The 16,327-nt window shown below is 72.1% G+C and carries 17 protein-coding genes, 1 pseudogene and 1 riboswitch; of the genes and pseudogenes, 8 read left to right on the top strand and 10 right to left on the bottom strand.

Features of this window, described 5'->3' with window-relative positions; all coding sequences use genetic code 11:
* Positions 1 to 55 precede the first annotated feature (55 nt).
* Complete coding sequence (locus AS850_RS11135; protein WP_119869182.1) at positions 56 to 577, top strand: MarR family winged helix-turn-helix transcriptional regulator; 522 nt, start codon at positions 56 to 58, stop codon at positions 575 to 577.
* Positions 574 to 1,950 carry an L-serine ammonia-lyase gene (locus AS850_RS11130; protein ID WP_119869181.1) on the top strand — a complete coding sequence of 459 codons (1,377 nt, stop codon included), beginning with the start codon at positions 574 to 576 and terminating at the stop codon, positions 1,948 to 1,950. The genes AS850_RS11135 and AS850_RS11130 overlap by 4 nt, the downstream gene beginning before the upstream one ends.
* A gap of 36 nt (positions 1,951 to 1,986) precedes the next feature.
* Here the strand turns inward: AS850_RS11130 and AS850_RS11125 are convergent, their stop codons facing one another.
* Positions 1,987 to 2,859: an aminodeoxychorismate lyase gene (locus AS850_RS11125; protein ID WP_119869180.1), complete on the bottom strand. Its 873-nt coding sequence runs from the start codon at positions 2,857 to 2,859 to the stop codon at positions 1,987 to 1,989.
* A 22-nt stretch (positions 2,860 to 2,881) separates the two neighbouring features.
* Between AS850_RS11125 and AS850_RS11120 the strand changes: the two genes are divergently transcribed.
* The 4 genes and pseudogenes from AS850_RS11120 to ribH all read left to right on the top strand — a co-directional run bounded on the left by AS850_RS11120 (position 2,882) and on the right by ribH (position 5,670).
* Positions 2,882 to 3,568, top strand: coding sequence for a pentapeptide repeat-containing protein (locus tag AS850_RS11120; protein ID WP_164088431.1), 687 nt, complete (start codon positions 2,882 to 2,884; stop codon positions 3,566 to 3,568).
* Between the two features lie 74 nt (positions 3,569 to 3,642).
* Positions 3,643 to 3,793, top strand: a riboswitch (FMN riboswitch).
* Between the two features lie 85 nt (positions 3,794 to 3,878).
* The gene (locus tag AS850_RS11115) at positions 3,879 to 4,535 is read left to right on the top strand and encodes a riboflavin synthase (RefSeq protein ID WP_119869178.1); all 657 of its coding nucleotides are present in this window, start codon (positions 3,879 to 3,881) and stop codon (positions 4,533 to 4,535) included.
* Positions 4,535 to 5,164: pseudogene (gene ribB / locus AS850_RS11110) on the top strand (3,4-dihydroxy-2-butanone-4-phosphate synthase); the annotation flags it as partial. The gene AS850_RS11115 and the pseudogene ribB, both read left to right, overlap by 1 nt.
* Positions 5,165 to 5,193: 29 nt before the next feature.
* A complete protein-coding gene (ribH, locus tag AS850_RS11105; RefSeq protein ID WP_119869176.1) occupies positions 5,194 to 5,670 on the top strand; it encodes a 6,7-dimethyl-8-ribityllumazine synthase in 477 nt (158 codons plus the stop codon).
* Between the two features lie 75 nt (positions 5,671 to 5,745).
* Here ribH and AS850_RS11100 read toward each other — a convergent pair whose 3' ends face one another.
* From AS850_RS11100 to AS850_RS11090, 3 genes are all read right to left on the bottom strand, one after another.
* A complete protein-coding gene (locus tag AS850_RS11100; protein ID WP_119869175.1) occupies positions 5,746 to 6,540 on the bottom strand; it encodes a dienelactone hydrolase family protein in 795 nt (264 codons plus the stop codon).
* A gap of 25 nt (positions 6,541 to 6,565) precedes the next feature.
* Positions 6,566 to 7,129: a TetR family transcriptional regulator gene (locus AS850_RS11095; protein ID WP_119869174.1), complete on the bottom strand. Its 564-nt coding sequence runs from the start codon at positions 7,127 to 7,129 to the stop codon at positions 6,566 to 6,568.
* Between the two features lie 98 nt (positions 7,130 to 7,227).
* The gene (locus AS850_RS11090) at positions 7,228 to 7,677 is read right to left on the bottom strand and encodes a GNAT family N-acetyltransferase (protein WP_119869173.1); all 450 of its coding nucleotides are present in this window, start codon (positions 7,675 to 7,677) and stop codon (positions 7,228 to 7,230) included.
* Positions 7,678 to 7,798: 121 nt separating this feature from the next.
* Between AS850_RS11090 and AS850_RS11085 the strand changes: the two genes are divergently transcribed.
* Complete coding sequence (locus AS850_RS11085) at positions 7,799 to 8,728, top strand: carbohydrate kinase family protein (protein ID WP_119869172.1); 930 nt, start codon at positions 7,799 to 7,801, stop codon at positions 8,726 to 8,728.
* Between the two features lie 21 nt (positions 8,729 to 8,749).
* On the opposite strand, the gene AS850_RS11080 is transcribed toward AS850_RS11085, so the two are convergent.
* From AS850_RS11080 to upp, 5 genes are all read right to left on the bottom strand, one after another.
* Entirely contained in the window at positions 8,750 to 10,234 is a 1,485-nt protein-coding gene (locus AS850_RS11080; RefSeq protein ID WP_164088430.1) for a serine hydrolase domain-containing protein, read from the bottom strand.
* The gene (locus tag AS850_RS11075; protein WP_119869170.1) at positions 10,231 to 11,604 is read right to left on the bottom strand and encodes a cryptochrome/photolyase family protein; all 1,374 of its coding nucleotides are present in this window, start codon (positions 11,602 to 11,604) and stop codon (positions 10,231 to 10,233) included. The genes AS850_RS11080 and AS850_RS11075 overlap by 4 nt, the downstream gene beginning before the upstream one ends.
* Positions 11,601 to 12,104 (bottom strand): MarR family winged helix-turn-helix transcriptional regulator, encoded by a 504-nt coding sequence (locus tag AS850_RS11070; RefSeq protein WP_236940687.1) that lies wholly within the window; start codon positions 12,102 to 12,104, stop codon positions 11,601 to 11,603. The genes AS850_RS11075 and AS850_RS11070 overlap by 4 nt, the downstream gene beginning before the upstream one ends.
* A gap of 535 nt (positions 12,105 to 12,639) precedes the next feature.
* The gene (locus AS850_RS11065) at positions 12,640 to 13,377 is read right to left on the bottom strand and encodes a winged helix-turn-helix domain-containing protein (RefSeq protein WP_119869169.1); all 738 of its coding nucleotides are present in this window, start codon (positions 13,375 to 13,377) and stop codon (positions 12,640 to 12,642) included.
* A gap of 787 nt (positions 13,378 to 14,164) precedes the next feature.
* The gene (upp, locus tag AS850_RS11060) at positions 14,165 to 14,797 is read right to left on the bottom strand and encodes a uracil phosphoribosyltransferase (protein WP_119869168.1); all 633 of its coding nucleotides are present in this window, start codon (positions 14,795 to 14,797) and stop codon (positions 14,165 to 14,167) included.
* Positions 14,798 to 14,873: 76 nt separating this feature from the next.
* On the opposite strand from upp, the gene tadA reads away from it, so the two are divergent.
* The gene (gene tadA, locus AS850_RS11055; RefSeq protein WP_173795232.1) at positions 14,874 to 15,305 is read left to right on the top strand and encodes a tRNA adenosine(34) deaminase TadA; all 432 of its coding nucleotides are present in this window, start codon (positions 14,874 to 14,876) and stop codon (positions 15,303 to 15,305) included.
* 23 nt (positions 15,306 to 15,328) lie between these two features.
* On the opposite strand, the gene AS850_RS11050 is transcribed toward tadA, so the two are convergent.
* Positions 15,329 to 16,291: a cation diffusion facilitator family transporter gene (locus AS850_RS11050; RefSeq protein ID WP_119869166.1), complete on the bottom strand. Its 963-nt coding sequence runs from the start codon at positions 16,289 to 16,291 to the stop codon at positions 15,329 to 15,331.
* Between the last annotated feature and the right edge of the window lie 36 nt (positions 16,292 to 16,327).

Below are 16,327 nucleotides of genomic sequence, written 5' to 3'. Positions count from 1 at the left end.
ATGGCAGTCTCGGGTAGATTCTGCAATACAGCCGAATCGCGAGCGCCCGAGGGAGGTGGATCGCCTGACGAACGACGACGAGACGCGAGGTCTCCGATACGAGATCGTGTCGCGCCTCCAGGACCTCGCCACCGAGTCGCGCCATGTCGCGCAGTCCTTCTCGGCGACGCAGGGTCTCAACCACACCGACCTGGAGGCGCTCCTCCACGTCATGCGCGCCGAGGCGCGCGGGGAGGCGATCACCTCCGGTGGGATCGCCGACGTGCTCGGCCTGACCTCGGGGGCCGCCACGGGCGTCATCGACCGCCTGGCCCGCAGCGGGCACGTCGAGCGTCGGCGCGACGAGCACGACCGGCGGGTCGTGCGCGTGCACTACAGCCCGGAGGCGCGCCTCGTCGCCGAGAGCTTCTTCGGGCCGCTCGGAGAGGTCACCGATCGCGTGATGGACGAGTACACAGCCGACGACCTGGCCATGATCGCCACCTTCCTCGGGCGCATGAACGACGCCATGGCGCGCCACGCGCGGTCGGTCGCCTCGCCGGAGGAGAGCGCCCCGGGGCGTACCGTCGGAGGATGAGCACCACCGGCTACGTCTCCGCACTCGATCTCTTCTCGGTCGGGATCGGCCCCTCCTCGTCGCACACCGTCGGCCCCATGCGCGCGGGGAGGTCGTTCGCGGAGGAGATCCGCGACCTCGGCCTCCTCGCCGACGTCGGCCGTGTCGAGACGCGGCTGTTCGGGTCGCTCGCCGCGACCGGGCTCGGCCACGGCACGCCCGACGCCGTCCTCGCCGGCCTCGAAGGGCTCGAGCCGGAGACCTGCGATCCGGCGGCCGTGCGCGACCTCGCGCCCGCCCTCGAGTCGCGGGGGACGCTGCGCCTCCTGGGCGAGAGTCCGGTGCCGTTCGCCCGGGGCGACCTCGTCCTCGCGCCGCTCACCCGGATGCCGGAGCACACCAACGCGCTGAGCTTCGAGGCGTTCGACGGGGCGGGGTCGAGCATCCTGCGCCGCGTCTACTTCTCGGTCGGCGGCGGCTTCGTCGTGCGGCAGGGCGACGAGGAGGGAGCCGTCCCCGAGCGGGAGGCGCCCCTGGGGTTCGCGTCGGCCGCCGATCTCCTCGCCGTCTGCGACCGGGAGGGGCTGAGCATCGCCGGCGTGGCCCGGATCAACGAGGAGTTCCTGCACGGCGAGGAGGCCCTCGACGCGGGCCTCGACGACCGGTGGTCGGCCATGGAGTCCTGCATCGAGACGGGGCTCGCCACGGGCGGCGTCATGCCCGGCTGGATGAAGGTGCCGCGGCGGGCGCATGACGTCGCGACCCACCTCCGCCGGGTGGAGGCCGACGGGGGCGCCCCCGACGTGCCGCCGCAGTGGCTCCAGGCCTTCGCGCTCGCCGTGAACGAGGAGAACGCCTCGGGAGGCCGCGTCGTCACCGCGCCGACGAACGGCGCCGCCGGGATCATCCCCGCCGTCGGGCACTACGCCGGTCGGTTCCTCGGGGTCTCGCGCGACGCTCTCGTCGGGCAGTACCTCCTCACGGCCGCCGTCGTGGGCTCGCTCTACAAGCGCAACGCCTCCATCTCGGGCGCCGAGGCAGGATGCCAGGGGGAGGTCGGCACGGCGGCGTCCATGGCCGCGGCGGGCCTCTGCGCCGTCCTCGGGGGAACGCCGCGCCAGGTCGAGAACGCCGCCGAGATCGCCATGGAGCATCACCTGGGGCTGACCTGCGATCCCGTCGGCGGCTTCGTGCAGGTGCCCTGCATCGAGCGCAACGCGATCGCCGCCGGCACCGCCGTCTCGGCCGCCCGCCTCGCGCTCCTCGGCACCGGAGAGCACTTCGTCAGCCTCGACACGGTCATCGAGACGATGCGGCAGACGGGGCGCGACATGAGCACCAACTACAAGGAGACCTCCGCGGCCGGCCTGGCCGTCAACATCGTGGAGTGCTGACGCCCCGGCCCGCGGGCGGGGGAGCGGGGGACGGCGTCAGCGGGCCAGGAGACTCGCGAGGGCGGGGCCGGTGAGCCGGGCATCCTGCGCGACGTCCACGCCGTCGAGGCTCGTGACGGGCGCGATCTGACGCCCGCTGGAGGCGAGCCAGAGGGCGTCGGCCGAGCGGAGTTCGTCGACGGTGAGGGGGCGGTAGGCGGTCTTCCCGCCGTGGGCCTCGACGTCGGCGAAGAACGCGTGCTGCGTGGTGCCCTCGAGCACTCCGAGTTCGGGCGGGGTCGTCACGTGGACGCCGTCGATCAGGGCGATCACCGAGGAGTTCGGGCCCTCGAGCACGATGCCGTCGGTGCTGACGAACACGACGTCGTCGGCGCCCCGGCGGGCCGCCTCGCGGAGGGCGGCCTTGTTGACGGCGTACGACAGGGTCTTGGCACCGGCCAGGAGCCACGGGGAGGTCTGCGCGACGTCGCTGCGGTAGCCGCGGTCGAGCGTCACGACGCGGATGCCGCCCTCGCGCTCGGAGTCGTACGCTCCCGCGTCGTAGAGGTACACCCAGCCGGTGGGAGCGTCGCCCCCCTCGATCCCGCGGGTCAGGACCAGCTTCGCCAGGAGCTCCCGCCCCGCGGTCTCGTCTCCGGCGAGATCGATGCTCTGCAGGACGGCCGCCCGCCAGACGTCGCGGTCGGGTTCGGGCAGGTCGAGCATCGCGGCGGAGCGGGCGAGGCGCGTCAGGTGCGGCTCCAGCGCCTGTGGGCGACCGTCGACGACCCCGATGCTCTCGAAGATCCCGTCGCCGCGCGTCACGCCGAGGTCGAGGATCGAGACCTGCGGCGCCCGGGGATCGCGACGCTCGACGGAGACGACGCCGGAGGCGTCATGGACGAGGACGAGGAGCACGGGGACGGTCATGCATCGACGGTACCGTTCACCCATGGCAGTCACGAAGCGCACGTCCGGCCGGAAGCGGACGACCACCCTCCAGGCACCGCGTCTCGACGCCGTCGATCCGCAGGACGTCCGTCCGGGCGACGCCGATCGACTCCTCGACCGCGAGTCCCACGACGCCGAGTCGTTCGACGGCCTCGACCTCAGCGACCGCGACCTCGAGGGGTCGAGCTTCACCGAGTGCGTCCTCCGGGGCCTGCAGCTCGGCGGCACGCGGTTCCGGGGGTCGCGGTTCATCGACACCGTCGTCCTCGACTCCTTCGCTCCTGCCCTCGCCGCGCCGCGGACCACCTGGCGCGCCGTGCGGATCGAGCGGCCCCGCTGGGGTTCCGCGGAACTGTTCGACGCGGAGCTCGAGCAGGTGGAGATCTCGGGCGGCAAGATCGACTACCTGAACCTGCGCGAGTCGCAGTTGACCGACGTCGTCATCGAGGGCTGCTCGATCGGTGAGCTCGACCTCGGCGGTGTCCGGGCGGATCGGGTCGCCCTCCGCGACTGCCGCATCGGCACCCTCGACGTCACGCGCGCCGATCTCGTCGACGTCGACCTCCGCTCGTCGTCGTTCGACGCGGTGACGGGGCTCGAGGGGCTCCGCGGTGTCGTCGTCGACGACGGCCAGCTCGCCCTGCTCGCGCCGCTCCTGGCGGCCCAGCTCGGGATCGTCGTCGCCTGATCCCCCCGAGGCCCCCGTCGGCCAGGTCCGCGCGTGAGGAAACCGAAACACGGCGGTGCTACCGTGATCTCAGCAACGCGCTCCGGGGTCAGTGAAAATCTGAACCGGCGGTATAGTCCGCGACCCGCACGACGCTCACCGAGGCTCCGGCCCCGAGGCACCGTGCGGTTGAACTGGTGTGATTCCAGTACCGACGGTGAGAGTCCGGATAGGAGGAGGCGCGTGCCCGCGTACCGGTTTCCCTCCGGCGCGGGCGGCGGCCGACGGCCGACCTTTCCCGGAGCTCTGACCAAGAGACCGGAGAGTGCACGTGTTCACGGGAATCATCGAAGAGCGAGGCGAGGTCACGCGCCTCGTCGATCAGGGCGACTCCGTCCGTCTGACCGTCCGCGGCCCGAAGGTCGTAGAGGACGTCCGTCACGGCGACTCCATCGCGGTCAGCGGCGTCTGCCTCACGGTGGTCGAGAGCACCCACGAGGGCTTCACCGCCGACGTCATGAAGCAGACCCTCGACATGAGCACGATCGGCGATCTCGCCGCCGGATCCCCGGTGAACCTCGAGCGTGCCGCCCGCGTCGGCGACCGGCTGGGCGGCCACATCGTGCAGGGGCACGTCGACGGCACGGCGACGCTCCTCTCCGTCGAACCGGGCGACGCCTGGCGCCGGCTGCGGTTCAGCCTCCCGGCCGAGCTCTCGCCCCTCCTCGTCGACAAGGGCTCCATCACCCTGGAGGGTGTGAGCCTCACCGTCAGCGACATCAGCGAGGCAGGAGCCGCGGAGGCCTGGTTCGAGGTCTCGCTCATCCCCGAGACGCTGTCGGCCACGACCCTCGGCGTGAAGGAGCCGGGCGACCGCGTCAACGTCGAGACCGACGTCCTCGCCCGACATGTCCGCCGCATGCTCCGCCTCGACGAGATCGCGACCACGGCGCTCGACGACTCGCCGCTCACGACGGTCGACCTCTGATGCCCGCACCGCTCGCCGGCGACGGCCTGAACACCGTCGAGACCGTCCTCGACCACCTCCGCGTCGGTCGCCCGGTCATCGTGGCCGACGACGAGTCCCGCGAGAACGAGGGCGACATCATCCTCTCCGGCGAACTCGCGACGCAGGAGTGGATGGCCTGGATGGTCCGGAAGTCCTCCGGCCTCATCTGCGCGCCCGTCACCGCGGAGATCGCCGACCGGCTCGACCTGCCGCCGATGGTGGCCCGCAACGAAGACGCGCGGGGCACCGCCTACACGGTCACGGTCGACGCGGCCGCGGGCGTCACGACGGGCATCAGCGCGCACGACCGGGCGCACACGCTCAACGTCCTCGCCGATGCGGCGTCGGTGCGCGACGACCTGCACCGACCCGGCCACATCCTGCCGCTGCGCGCCCTCGCGGGCGGCGTCCGCCAGCGGCCCGGGCACACCGAGGCGGCCGTCGACCTCATGATCGCCGCGGGACTCCGGCCCGTCGCCGCCATCAGCGAGATCGTCGGCGACGACGGCGAGATGATGCGCTTCCCGGCTCTCCTCGAGCTCGGGGCCCGCGAGGGCGTCCCCGTCATCACCATCGGCGACCTCATCGCGTGGCTCACCGATCACGACCGCATTCCCACAGCAGAAGGAGTCACCGCATGAGCGGAGAAGGCGCACCCACGACGACCGACCTCGACGGGCGGGGCCTCCGGGTCGCCGTGGTCGCGGGCACCTGGCACACCGAGATCGCCGAGGGCCTCCTCCAGGGCGCGCTGCGCACGATCGAGGCGGCAGGAGCCACGGCGACCGTCGTCCGCGTCCCCGGCAGCTTCGAGCTCCCGGTCGTCGCCAAGGCCGCCCTCGACGCGGGCGCCGACGCCGCGGTGGCGCTCGGCGTCGTCATCCGCGGGGGCACCCCGCACTTCGAGTTCGTCTCCGATGCGGCCACGTCCGGCCTCACGCGGGTCGCCCTCGACACGGGCAAGCCGGTCGGCTTCGGCGTGCTCACCCTCGACGACGAGCAGCAGGGCCTCGACCGGGCCGGATTGCCGGGGTCGAAGGAGGACAAGGGCGAGGAGGCGGCCGGCGCTGCCATCGCGACCGCGCTGCTCCTGCGCGACCTCCGCTCCGCGTAGCGCGACCGCACAAGACACGACGAAGCGCCCCGGACAGGATCCGGGGCGCTTCGTCGTGTGCTGTGCGGGAGTCGCTCAGGCGGCGAAGACCTCGTCGAGGAAGTCGCGCATGGCCTGCCAGGAGCGACGGTTCGCCGTCTCCTGGAACGCGGCACCCTGCTCGGGTGCGTTGGCCTCGGGGACGGCGAAGGCGTGCACGGCACCGCTGTACGTGACGATCTGCCAGTCGGGTGCACCGGCGTCGCGCATCTCGTCTTCGAAGGCCTCGACGGCGCTCGGCGGCACGATCGGGTCGTCGGCGCCCGTGAGGACGAGGACCGGCGCGGTGACCTTGCCCTTCTCGGCCGGGGCGGCCGTACCGAGACCGCCGTGGAAGGCGACGACGCCGGCGACGTCGGCACCGGAACGGGCGACCTCGAGGGCGCCGGAGCCGCCGAAGCAGTAGCCCATGACCGCGATGCGCGACGAGTCGACGCGGGGGTCGGCGCGGAGCTTCTCGAGGTTGGCGAGGGCGCGGGCGCGGAACAGCTCGACGTCGCCGTAGTAGCTGCCGGCGAGGGAGGCGGCCTCGTCGCCGTCCGCGGGGCGGACGTCGGCGCCGTAGATGTCGCCGGCGAGGGCCACGTAGCCGAGGCGCGCCAGCATCTCGGCGCGCACCTTGACGTGGTCGACCATGCCGAACCAGTCGTGGAAGACGAGGACGGCCGGGAGCGGGCCGGTGGCGTCGCCGGGGACGGCGAGGTATCCCTCCAGGTCGGTGCCCGGACCTTCGAAGCGGACGGTCTCCGCAGTGGTCGGGGTGTCTCGCTCGGGAACCGAGGCGAGGACGGACTGGAGTTCGGGGGACAGGGTGGAGGCGTCGATGGTCACGATTGGACGCTACTCCCGAAACGTCTCAGGGTTCCCTGAGCATGTTCTCGACGGCCTCGTACACCACCCGGGCGCGACGCTCCGGGTCGTCCGTGTGGAGGTTGGTGGTCTGCGGTGTCACGAACCACGACAGGACGAGCCCGAAGGCGAGGGTCAGGAGTTCGTCGACGCGCCACTCGGACGGGATGTGCCCGGCCTCCTGCGCCTTCCTGACCTCGTCGCGACGCCACTCGAGCTGCTCGTGGTCGACGACGCCGGGGCTCGCGAGGGTCATCCCCTCGATCTGACCCCAGAGCAGGAGGCGCGCGTCGTCGGGATGCTGGGAGAAGTGCAGGTAGAGCTTCGAGGCCCACTCCGGGAGGTTCGAGGCGTCGAACGGCACGGCGGCGAGCCAGCGGTCGATGCTCGCGCCGATCGCGGCGTCGAAGAGGTCGGTCTTCGTGCGGAAGTGCGCGTAGAGGCGCTCTTTGCTGGCCTCCGCCTGCCTCGCGATGGTGTCGATGCGGGCGCCGGCCAGGCCGCGCTCGGCGAACTCGGCGTGGGCGGCCTCGAGGATGCGATCCCGGGGCGGTGTTTCGCGGCGTGCCATGCCCTGATCCTAGGGGCGCGAGAGCCTCGTTTCCGCGCGGACCGAATCATCTCGTTCGGAATCGGGACATCTCGTCGCCGAGGCGGCTGCCCGTCGGCTCAGACGGCGGGGCGAGTCATGGGCAGGTGGGGGATCTCGTCCTCGACGAAGTCCGGGCCGGAGCGGACGAAACCGAAGCGGGCGTACCACGCTTCCAGGTGCGCCTGCGCGTCGAGGTGGATCGGGAGGCCTTCGCAGTCGTCGACGGCTCGCCGCATGAGGGTCGCCGCGTGTCCGTGACCGCGGGCCGATGCGCGCGTGGCGACCCGCCCGATCCTGCGCTCGCCGCCGTCGGGACCCTCGCGCAGGATGCGCAGGGTCGCCAGGATCTCCCCGCCGTCGTCCTCCACCCAGGCGAGGCGCGCGTCGGGCTCGACGTCGCGCCCGTCCAGCTCGGCGTAGGCGGCGCGCTGTTCGACGACGAAGACGTCGACGCGGAGCTGCAGGAGGCGGTAGAGCGTGACCGGGTCGAGGTCGCGGACGAGGGAGACGCGGTGGTGCACGGGCATGATCCGAGGCTAGTGCGCCGCCAGCGGGTGAGGCGCGGGTGAAGATTCCTTGCTTTCCGGGATGGTTCTGGCCGGAGCGGCCGGAAAGCCCGCCCGAGTCGTGATGCGCTAGTTGACGCCCATGTCCCGTTCCACTCCGCTCTCGCCTGACCAGACCCGCCCGCCGGGGTCGGGCCGCGTCGTCGTCGTCGGCGACGTGCTCGACGACATCATCGTGATCCCGGAGAAGGCGCCGACGCCGGGCACCGACACCGGAGCCACGATCCAGCACCGCGCGGGGGGCGCCGCGGCCAACACGGCCGCCTGGCTCGGGTCGCTCGGCGTCGAGGTCGACTTCGTCGGCCGCGTCGGCTCCTCCGACGTGCAGCGGCACTCCCAGCTCCTCGTCAACGCGGGCGTCACGCCCCGCCTCGGCTACGGCCCGAACGACCACACCGGCACGGTCGTCATCCAGGTCGACGGCGCCGCGCGGACCATGCTCACCGACCGCGGCGCCAGCGCGGCCCTCGATCTCGGGACCGTCACGGACGACCTCGTGGTCGGCGCCGCGATCGTCCATCTCACGGGCTACAGCATCGTCCACAGCAGGAGCCCCGTGGCCTACCGCCGGCTCGTCTCCCGGGTCCGCGCGGCCGGGGCTCTCGTCTCGATCGACCCCGCCTCGTCGGGGTTCATCGCCGAGTTCGGACCCGACGCCTTCCTCGACCTCGTCGAGGGCGCGGACCTCTTCTTCCCGAACCTCGACGAGGGGCGGATCCTGACCGGGCTCGACGACCCGGACGACATCGTGCGGGCCCTGCAGCCGCGGTTCGGCGTCGTCGCTCTCACGCGGCCGGGCGGGTCGGCCGTCGTCGCGCGTGCCGGCGGCAAACTCGTCCACGCGGCGTCCAGCGCGACCCGGTTCCTCGACCCGATCGGGGCCGGGGACGCGTTCGCGGCGGGCTTCCTCTGCGGGTGGATGTCGTCCCCGAGCGTCGCCCTCGCCGCGCGGAAGGGCACGAAGCTGGCCGCCCTGGCCTACACGATCGTCGGCGGTCGTCCGTCGCGCTGACGGCCCGGCACGGGATGGTCCTCAGGCGCCGCTCTCGGCGCGGACGACGAGGGTCTGGATCCGCGGCCGCGCCTCCGGAGTGAGGCGGACCTCCACGCGGAGACGCCCGTGCGCCCCCGGCATCCGCCAGACGAGGTGCGACGGCGCGGAGGACTCCTCGCCGGCCTCGCGGTCGATGGAGGCCTCGCGGTCGACGGTCGCATCGAGGTCGACGGTGCCGGACGGTGCGGCCGCCGCATCGCGGGCCTCCAGCAGCCCGCCGACGGCCGCGACGACCTCGTCCCACGCCGCGCGGCGCCGGACGAACGGGACGTCGAGCTCGACGTTCTCGGAGACAGCCGCCTCCGGGAGGTCCGCGCCCCGGAGGGCCGCTTCGACCAGGAGGCGCGCCTCGAGCGTCTCGGGCCACACCCGCGGTGCCGGAGCCGCTCCCACGTCGAGAAGCAGTCCGTGCAGCGTGGCAGCGGCCGGGACCGCCACCTGCGCCGCGGTGGCGTTCTCGAACGCCACGATGCCGACACCGGACGCCGTGTGCCAGCGCATGTGCGCGGAGAACCCGGGGTAGCCGCCCGAGTGCGACACGACCGGCCCCAGGTCGGGGTCGTCGTGGACGAAGAGCCCGAAGCCGTAGCCGGTGGGCGCCCCGGGAAGCAGCGGCGCCGAGCGGTACAGCTGCTGCAGCTCGCGGCGGGAGGCGCGGGAGAGGATCTCGGTTGGGGCGTCACCCCGGGCCTCCTGCGGGGAGAACGCGGACGCGAGGTAGCCGGCCCAGCGAGCGAGATCGCGCACGGTGCTGAAGAGGCCGCCGATCGACGAGAACGCTCCGGGACCGGAGAAGGGCAGCGGCTCCCAGCCGTCGCCGACCGGTCGGTGCCCGACGGCCAGGCGGTCGTCGGCCGACGCGGGGCGCTCGAACGTCGTCGAGTCGAGGCCGAGGGGCGCGAGGACGGTCTCGGACACCACCTCGCGGTAGGGGCGCCCGGAAGCGACCGTCACGACTCGGCCGAGAAGCGCGTAGCCGAGGTTCGAGTAGGCGAAGCGCGTTCCCGGAACGCTGTCGAAGCGGAGGCCGCGGCGCAGGAGGGCGTCGAACTCGTCGTCGCCGAGCGACTCCTGCCGGTCGCCCCAGGGGTCGTCGGTGGGGAGGCCCGCGGACATCGTCAGGAGCATGCGCAGGGTCGGCACGGGGGAGTCGAAGGTCGGGAGGACCACGTCGGCGAACGCGGGCACGTACGCGGTGACCGGCTCGTCGAGGGAGACGGCACCCCGGTCGCGGAGGGCGAGCAGCGCGGTCGCGGTGAAGCTCTTGGTGCAGGACGCCACGCGGTAGACGGTGTCGGCGGTCGGTGCTCGGCCGGCGACCTCGCCCGTCGACCCCGTGTGGACGAGGCCCGAAGGGGTGAAGACGCCGTAGGAGGCGCTCGGCGCGTGCCGCTCGGCCGCTCGCGACGCGAAGAGGCGGTCGGTGCCCTCGGCGGCGCGTCGGACGGCCGCGTCGAGCGTCACGACACCCCGGCGGTCCGGCGCATGGTCTCGTAGGCGTCGAGGGCGCGCCTCCGGCTGGCCTTCAGGTCGACGATCGGCTCCGGGTAGTCGTCGGTGTCGATCTCGGGCACCCAGCGGCGGATGTAGTCGCGGTGCCCGTCGAACTTCTCGGCCTGGAGCACGGGGTTGAAGACCCGGAAGTAGGGGGCGGCGTCGGCCCCCGATCCTGCCACCCACTGCCAGTTGCCCGGGTTGCTCGCCTCGTCGGCGTCGACCAGGGTGTCCCAGAACCACTGTTCGCCCACGCGCCAGTCGACGAGGAGGTTCTTGATCAGGAAGCTGCCCACGACCATCCGGACCCGGTTGTGCATGACACCCGTCGCCCAGAGCTCGCGCATGCCCGCGTCGACCAGCGGGATGCCGGTGCGACCGTGCCGCCACGCCTCGAGGAGAGCCTCGTCGGGCTCCGCCCACGGGAAGTCGTCGAACTCGGGCCGGTAGTTGTCGGTCGCGAGATCGGGGTTGGCGAACAGCACCGTGTAGTTGAACTCCCGCCAGACCACCTCCCGGAGGAATCCGCCGACGGCCTGCTTGGCGTCGCCCGGAACCGACGAGCGCAGCCGGTGCCAGACCTGGAACGGGCTGATCTCGCCGAAGCGCAGGCGCGGGGAGAGGTGGCTGGTCGTGTCACGGGCCGGGAAGTCGCGGTCGCCGTAGTCGGCCAGGTCGGCGTGGATGAACCGCTCCAGGGTGCGGTGCGCGGAGTCCTCCCCGGGCTCCCATCTGTCGCGGAGCCCGCCGGCCCAGTCGGGCGCGGTCGGCAGGAGCCGCCACTCGGCGAGGTCGTCGGAGTCGGGGGCGGGGCCCGCGGAGGGGATCGATTTCGGGCGGGGGTACGGGTGCCGGGGCTCCTGCTGTTCGAGGCACGCGCGGTAGAACGGCGTGAAGACCTTGAACGGCGTGCCCGAGCCGGTCTGGACCGTCCACGGCTCGAAGAGCAGCGAGCCCTGGAAGCTGCGCACGTCGACGCCGCCCTCGCGGAGCGACGACTTCAGGGCGGCGTCGATGTCGCGGGCGGCCTTGCCGTAGCGGCGGTTCCAGGTCACGGCGCCGGCGTCGAGCTCCTCGACGAGTCGCGGGATCTCGCGCGAGGCGGGGCCACGGCGGAGCGTGAGGCGGGCACCGCGCTCGGCGAGGTCGGCCGCGAGAGCCGTGAGGCTGTGGTGCAGCCACCAGCGGGAGGCGGCGCCGAGAGGCCGGAGCCCCGGGGTGCCGTCCTCGAGGAGATAGACGACCTCCACCGGTTCGCCCCGCTCGAGGGCGGCGTGGAGCGCCGGGTTGTCGCCGAGGCGCAGGTCGTCGCGCAGCCAGACGAGGGTCGGGCCGGTCACGAGGCGCTCGCTCCGACCGGCTGCGACGCGGACTCGGTAGCACTGCGGGGCTCGGCGGGGCCGGTGTCCCGGCCGAGCCGGAGCTTGGTGCACAGGTCGATCAGGAGGCGCAGCTCGTCGGCGTCGAGCGAGGACCCGACCCGCCGCGTGATGGCGTCGGCGTGGCTCACGGCCGTCGTGCGGAAGACCTCGGCGCCGTGCTCGGTCATGGCGACGACGATCCCGCGGCCGTCGTTCGGATCGCTCGACTTCTCGATGATGTCCTTGGCGGCGAGGCGGTCGACGAGACGGCTGATGCTCGGTTGGGTCAGCAGGAGGTGCCGCGTGAGGTCTTTGATGCGTGCCCGCCGCTCCGGCTGGTTGGAGAGGTTGAAGAGCACGTCGTACTCGTTGAACGAGATGTCGCCCGAGGGGAAGCAGGCGGTGAGCTCGCGCATGACCGTCACCTGCGCTCGGAACAGGGCCTCCCAGGCGCCCACCGCCAGTTGTTTGTCGCTCACGTGGTGCTCCTCGCCCCTTTTGCCTGCCGACAGTCTACGAAGGAGTGGCTCGCGAGGGCCGCGGAGGTCGGGCGGACGGGCGTGAACGGACTGAGGGCCGGTCGCCGAGGCTGGCGACCGACCCTCTCCCTTGCACCAAGAGTGTCCTGCAATCACATTCCACTGCAGTCGCCACAGCAAACGACTTCAGCGGGATCAATCTATAACGGCTTGGTAACGGTGGTCTAGTTACCGTTTCGTTATTTTTCTGTGAAGTGTCTGGCTGCGGTCGTCCCCCGCCCCCGCCCCCACCCGCTGCACCCTGTTGTTCGGCTGTCGCACCTGTCCTAGGCGGCGTGCGGCGGCCGAGCGCGAGGGTTTAGCGGACGCTGCGAGCGCGGGGGCCATCGTGCCCGACGACAACGCTGCGAGGCGCCCCGCCCGGCGGGGGTTCTGGTGGGTGGGCGTGGTGGATCGCGAGGCGGAGGAGGAAGCGATGGCGGGGGCCATCGTGCCCGACGACAACGCTGCGAGGCGCCCCGCCCGCGCGCCAGAACTAGAAGACGTCGGGGGAGGGGGTGGAGGCCTGGCGAATCGACACGTCCGCGTGACGGTCGAACCGGTAGCCGACCCCGCGGACGGTGCGGACGATGTCCTCGAAGGCGCCGAGCTTGGAGCGGAGTCGCCGCACGTGCACGTCGATGGTGCGCTCGTTGGGCGCTTCCTCGTCGTCCCCGGCGGACCAGAGGCTCGAGATGAGCTCGGCGCGTTCGATGGTGCGGCCCTCGCGGAGCACGAGGTACTGGAGCAGCTCGAACTCCTTGTAGGTGAGCGGAGCGACGTCGCCGTCGAGCAGGAGGCGCTTGCGCGAGATGTCGACGACCACACCGCCCCGGGCGCCGGGCTCTTCGTCGACCTCGGCCTGGCGGTGCTTGGCGAGGGCCGCCGGATCCTGCAGGGCCAGACGCACGACGTCGACGTCACGCCCGCCGGACCCCTCGGGGGCCAGCGCCACGGCGGCGTGCGTCTCGGCGGCGGGCGCGAGCTGCTGGGTGAGGGCGCGGAGCTGCGAGACGATGTCGCCGAGGCTGGTGCCGGCCTCGGCGGCCTTGAGCTCGTCGATGCCCACGTAGAGCACGAAGCCGCGGGCTTCGGTGCCGGCCGGGACGGCGCGGAGACGGGGCGCAGGAGCCGCTGCCTCGGCGACCGCCGAGAGGTGGCGCTGGGCGGGGGCGGCGGTGGTGATGGTCGAGCCGGTGGTACGGGTGACGGAGGTGTCGAGGGCGAGAGACATGAGGGGTGTGTCCTTGGGACTGGGGAACCCGTCCGTTCGTCCGCTGACGACCCGCTTCTGGAGCCTGCGGGTGCGGAGAAGGAACGCGGCGGGTTCGGTGTGTGCCGCGAATCTCGCACGAGAGGGCTGATGACGCCCTGGCTCATGGAGGGGGTGTGGGATGCGCCGCCGGGTGGGGCGGATGGTGCATCCGGAGTCACATCCTGACGAACCGGGTGGGTTCGATGTCAGGTCGCGGGAAGCAGGGCAGCTTTATCAGGCCTGCTGGCCAGCGGTGACTCGGCGGGTCGGATGCCGGTCAGGCATGCATTCGACAACACATGACTGCCGCGGGCATCATCATGCCCGCAGTCCCCACGAGACCTCGGGAGGCGTGAGCCTCACGGGAGATCGGGGCGTGCGTGTGCGCAGTCATGAGTCCGATTGTGTCGCACGGGTCGAGGTCGTGTCAACAAAGGCGCGGTGCGGTCGCTCCGGCGTCGCCCTGCCTCGCTCCGGTTCCGCTCCCGCGTCGCTCCCGCGTCGCTCCTGCGTCGCTCCTGCGTCGCTCCTGCGTCGCTCCTGCGTCGCTCCGGCGTCGCCGAGACTCCACGACTCGCCGCTCATCTTCGCGGGGAGACGTCATTCGTGGAGTCTCGCTGGGACGGGGCCGCGCGGCTCCTGCTGAGACTCCACGATTGGCCAGCTCGGACGAAAGTGAGTGGCGAGTCGTGGAGTCTCGCGGGTGCGGGTGCGGGAGCGGGTGCGGGAGGGGGGGGTAAGCGGGAGCGGCAGCGCGCCGCGCCGGCTACGCCAGGCCGTAGAGGCGGTCGCCCGCGTCGCCCAGCCCGGGCACGATGTACCCGTTCTCGTCGAGCTTCTCGTCGACCGCGCCCAGCACGATCGATACGTCGCGGCCGTGCATCGCCTTCTCAACGGCCGCGAGGCCCTCGGGCGACGCCAGGATGCAGACCGCCGTCACGTCGACGGCCCCGCGGTCGAGCAGGAAGTCGATCGCCGCGATGAGCGACCCGCCCGTCGCCAGCATCGGGTCGAGCACGAAGCACTGGCGGTTCGAGAGGTCGTCGGGCAGGCGCTCGGCGTAGGTGGTGGGTTCGAGGGTCTCCTCGTCGCGCATCATTCCGAGGAAACCGACCTCGGCCGACGGGATCAGCTTCGTCATGCCCTCGAGCATCCCGAGCCCGGCCCGCAGGATGGGGACCACCAGCGGACGCGGCTTCGAGATCGCCAGACCCGTGGTGGGCGCGACCGGGGTCACGATGTCGACCGGCTCGGTGCGCACACCGCGCGTGGCCTCGTAGGCGAGCAGCGTCACGAGCTCCTCCGTGAGCGCCCGGAACGTGGGCGACTTCGTCTCCCGATCGCGGAGCACCGTCAGCTTGTGGGTGATGAGGGGGTGGTCGGCCACGTGCACTCGCATAGGCTCGAGGCTAGCGGAGTTGACGACGAGGGAGGTGCCGCGGGTGACGCTCGTACCGGCGACCTACGCCTCCTGGATGGGGCTCGCTCTGGAGCAGGCGGCGCTGACCCGGGCATCCTGCGATGTGCCCGTCGGGGCGGTCGTGGTGGACGCCTCGGGCGTCGTCATCGGGGCGGGCTTCAACGAGCGCGAGAAGACGCACGATCCCACGGCCCACGCCGAGGTCCTGGCGCTCAGGGCCGCGGCCCGCACCACGGGCGACTGGCACCTCGTCGGCTGCACGCTCGTGGTCACCCTCGAACCGTGCCCGATGTGCGCGGGGGCGATCCTGGCGGCCCGCATCCCGCGCGTCGTCTTCGGCGCCTGGGACGAGAAGGCAGGAGCCGCGGGCAGCGTCTACGACATCCTCCGCGACCGCAGGCTCCCGCACCGCGCGGAGGTGTTCGCCGGGGTCCTCGCCGCGGAGTGCGCGGCGCTCCTCGACGACTTCTTCGCGTCGCGCCGCTAGCCGGCGGGGCCGGCGAGGTCGCGCTAGTCGGCGGCCCGGATCACGATCGCGTCGGTCGGCGGCTCGGCGAGTCCGGGGTCGGACCAGACGTCGGGCTCGATGTAGATGACGCGGGCGACGGGGACCTTCTCGCGGATCCTGCCCTCGACGGTGTTGATGGCCGAGGCGACGTCGGCCAGCAGGGCCCTGCCGCCGATGGCGACCTTGACGCCGACGAGGAGCTCGTCGGGGCCGAGGTAGAGGGTCTTCATGTGGATGATCCGCTCGACCTCCGGGCCGGACGTGATCGCCTCGCGGATGGCGGCGACGTCGGCGGGGGACGCTCCCTCGCCCACGAGCAGGCTCTTCGTCTCGATGCCGAGGACGATCGCGACCAGCACGAGCAGCGCCCCGATCAGGACGGTGCCGAGCGCGTCGAAGAGGCTGTTGCCGGTGACGACGGTCAGGCCGACGCCGAGGAACGCGAACACGAGGCCCGTGAGTGCTGCGGTGTCTTCGAGGAGGAGAACGGGCAGCTCCGGAGCCTTGGCCCTCCGGATGAAGGCCAGCCAGCCCTCGGACCCCTTGTGCGGCCTCGCCTCCTTGAGTGCCGTCCGCAACGAGAAGAATTCGAGGCCGATGGCGATCAGCAGGACCACGATGGGCAGCCACGCGTTCTCGAGCTCGTGCGGGTGCCGCAGCTTGTCGACTCCCTCGTAGAGCGAGAAGACGCCGCCGATCGAGAACAGGATGATCGACACGACGAAGGCGTAGACGTAGCGCTCGCGGCCGTAGCCGAAGGGGTGGTCGGCGTCGGCGGCCTTCTTCGCCTTGCGGCCGCCGAGGATCAGCAGGATCTGGTTGCCCGAGTCGGCGATCGAGTGCACGCCCTCCGCCAGCATCGAGGCCGAGCCGGAGAGCGCCCAGGCGACGATCTTGACGAGCGCGATCCCGAGGTTGGCGCCGAGTGCCGCCAGGATCGCCTTGTTTCCGCCCGTTGTGCTCATTGCGTCGTTCCCATGGTCGTGATCGTGTCCGGACGG

It is taken from the genome of Frondihabitans sp. 762G35, assembly GCF_002074055.1.
GTDB lineage: Bacteria > Actinomycetota > Actinomycetes > Actinomycetales > Microbacteriaceae > Frondihabitans.
Note: the sequence above shows the minus strand (reverse complement) of the source record. Positions and strands in the feature narration are given on the sequence as shown.

What these genes read in the sequence shown, in the direction of transcription:
- AS850_RS11090 (WP_119869173.1), bottom strand. Translation starts at nt 7,677, where the DNA reads ATGCCCGTGCACCACCGCGTCTCCCTCGTCCGCGACCTCGACCCGGTC.
- tadA (WP_173795232.1), top strand. Translation starts at nt 14,874, where the DNA reads ATGGGGCTCGCTCTGGAGCAGGCGGCGCTGACCCGGGCATCCTGCGAT.
- AS850_RS11085 (WP_119869172.1), top strand. Translation starts at nt 7,799, where the DNA reads ATGTCCCGTTCCACTCCGCTCTCGCCTGACCAGACCCGCCCGCCGGGG.
- ribH (WP_119869176.1), top strand. Translation starts at nt 5,194, where the DNA reads ATGAGCGGAGAAGGCGCACCCACGACGACCGACCTCGACGGGCGGGGC.
- AS850_RS11120 (WP_164088431.1), top strand. Translation starts at nt 2,882, where the DNA reads ATGGCAGTCACGAAGCGCACGTCCGGCCGGAAGCGGACGACCACCCTC.
- AS850_RS11050 (WP_119869166.1), bottom strand. Translation starts at nt 16,291, where the DNA reads ATGAGCACAACGGGCGGAAACAAGGCGATCCTGGCGGCACTCGGCGCC.
- upp (WP_119869168.1), bottom strand. Translation starts at nt 14,797, where the DNA reads ATGCGAGTGCACGTGGCCGACCACCCCCTCATCACCCACAAGCTGACG.
- AS850_RS11125 (WP_119869180.1), bottom strand. Translation starts at nt 2,859, where the DNA reads ATGACCGTCCCCGTGCTCCTCGTCCTCGTCCATGACGCCTCCGGCGTC.
- AS850_RS11065 (WP_119869169.1), bottom strand. Translation starts at nt 13,377, where the DNA reads ATGTCTCTCGCCCTCGACACCTCCGTCACCCGTACCACCGGCTCGACC.
- AS850_RS11130 (WP_119869181.1), top strand. Translation starts at nt 574, where the DNA reads ATGAGCACCACCGGCTACGTCTCCGCACTCGATCTCTTCTCGGTCGGG.
- AS850_RS11095 (WP_119869174.1), bottom strand. Translation starts at nt 7,129, where the DNA reads ATGGCACGCCGCGAAACACCGCCCCGGGATCGCATCCTCGAGGCCGCC.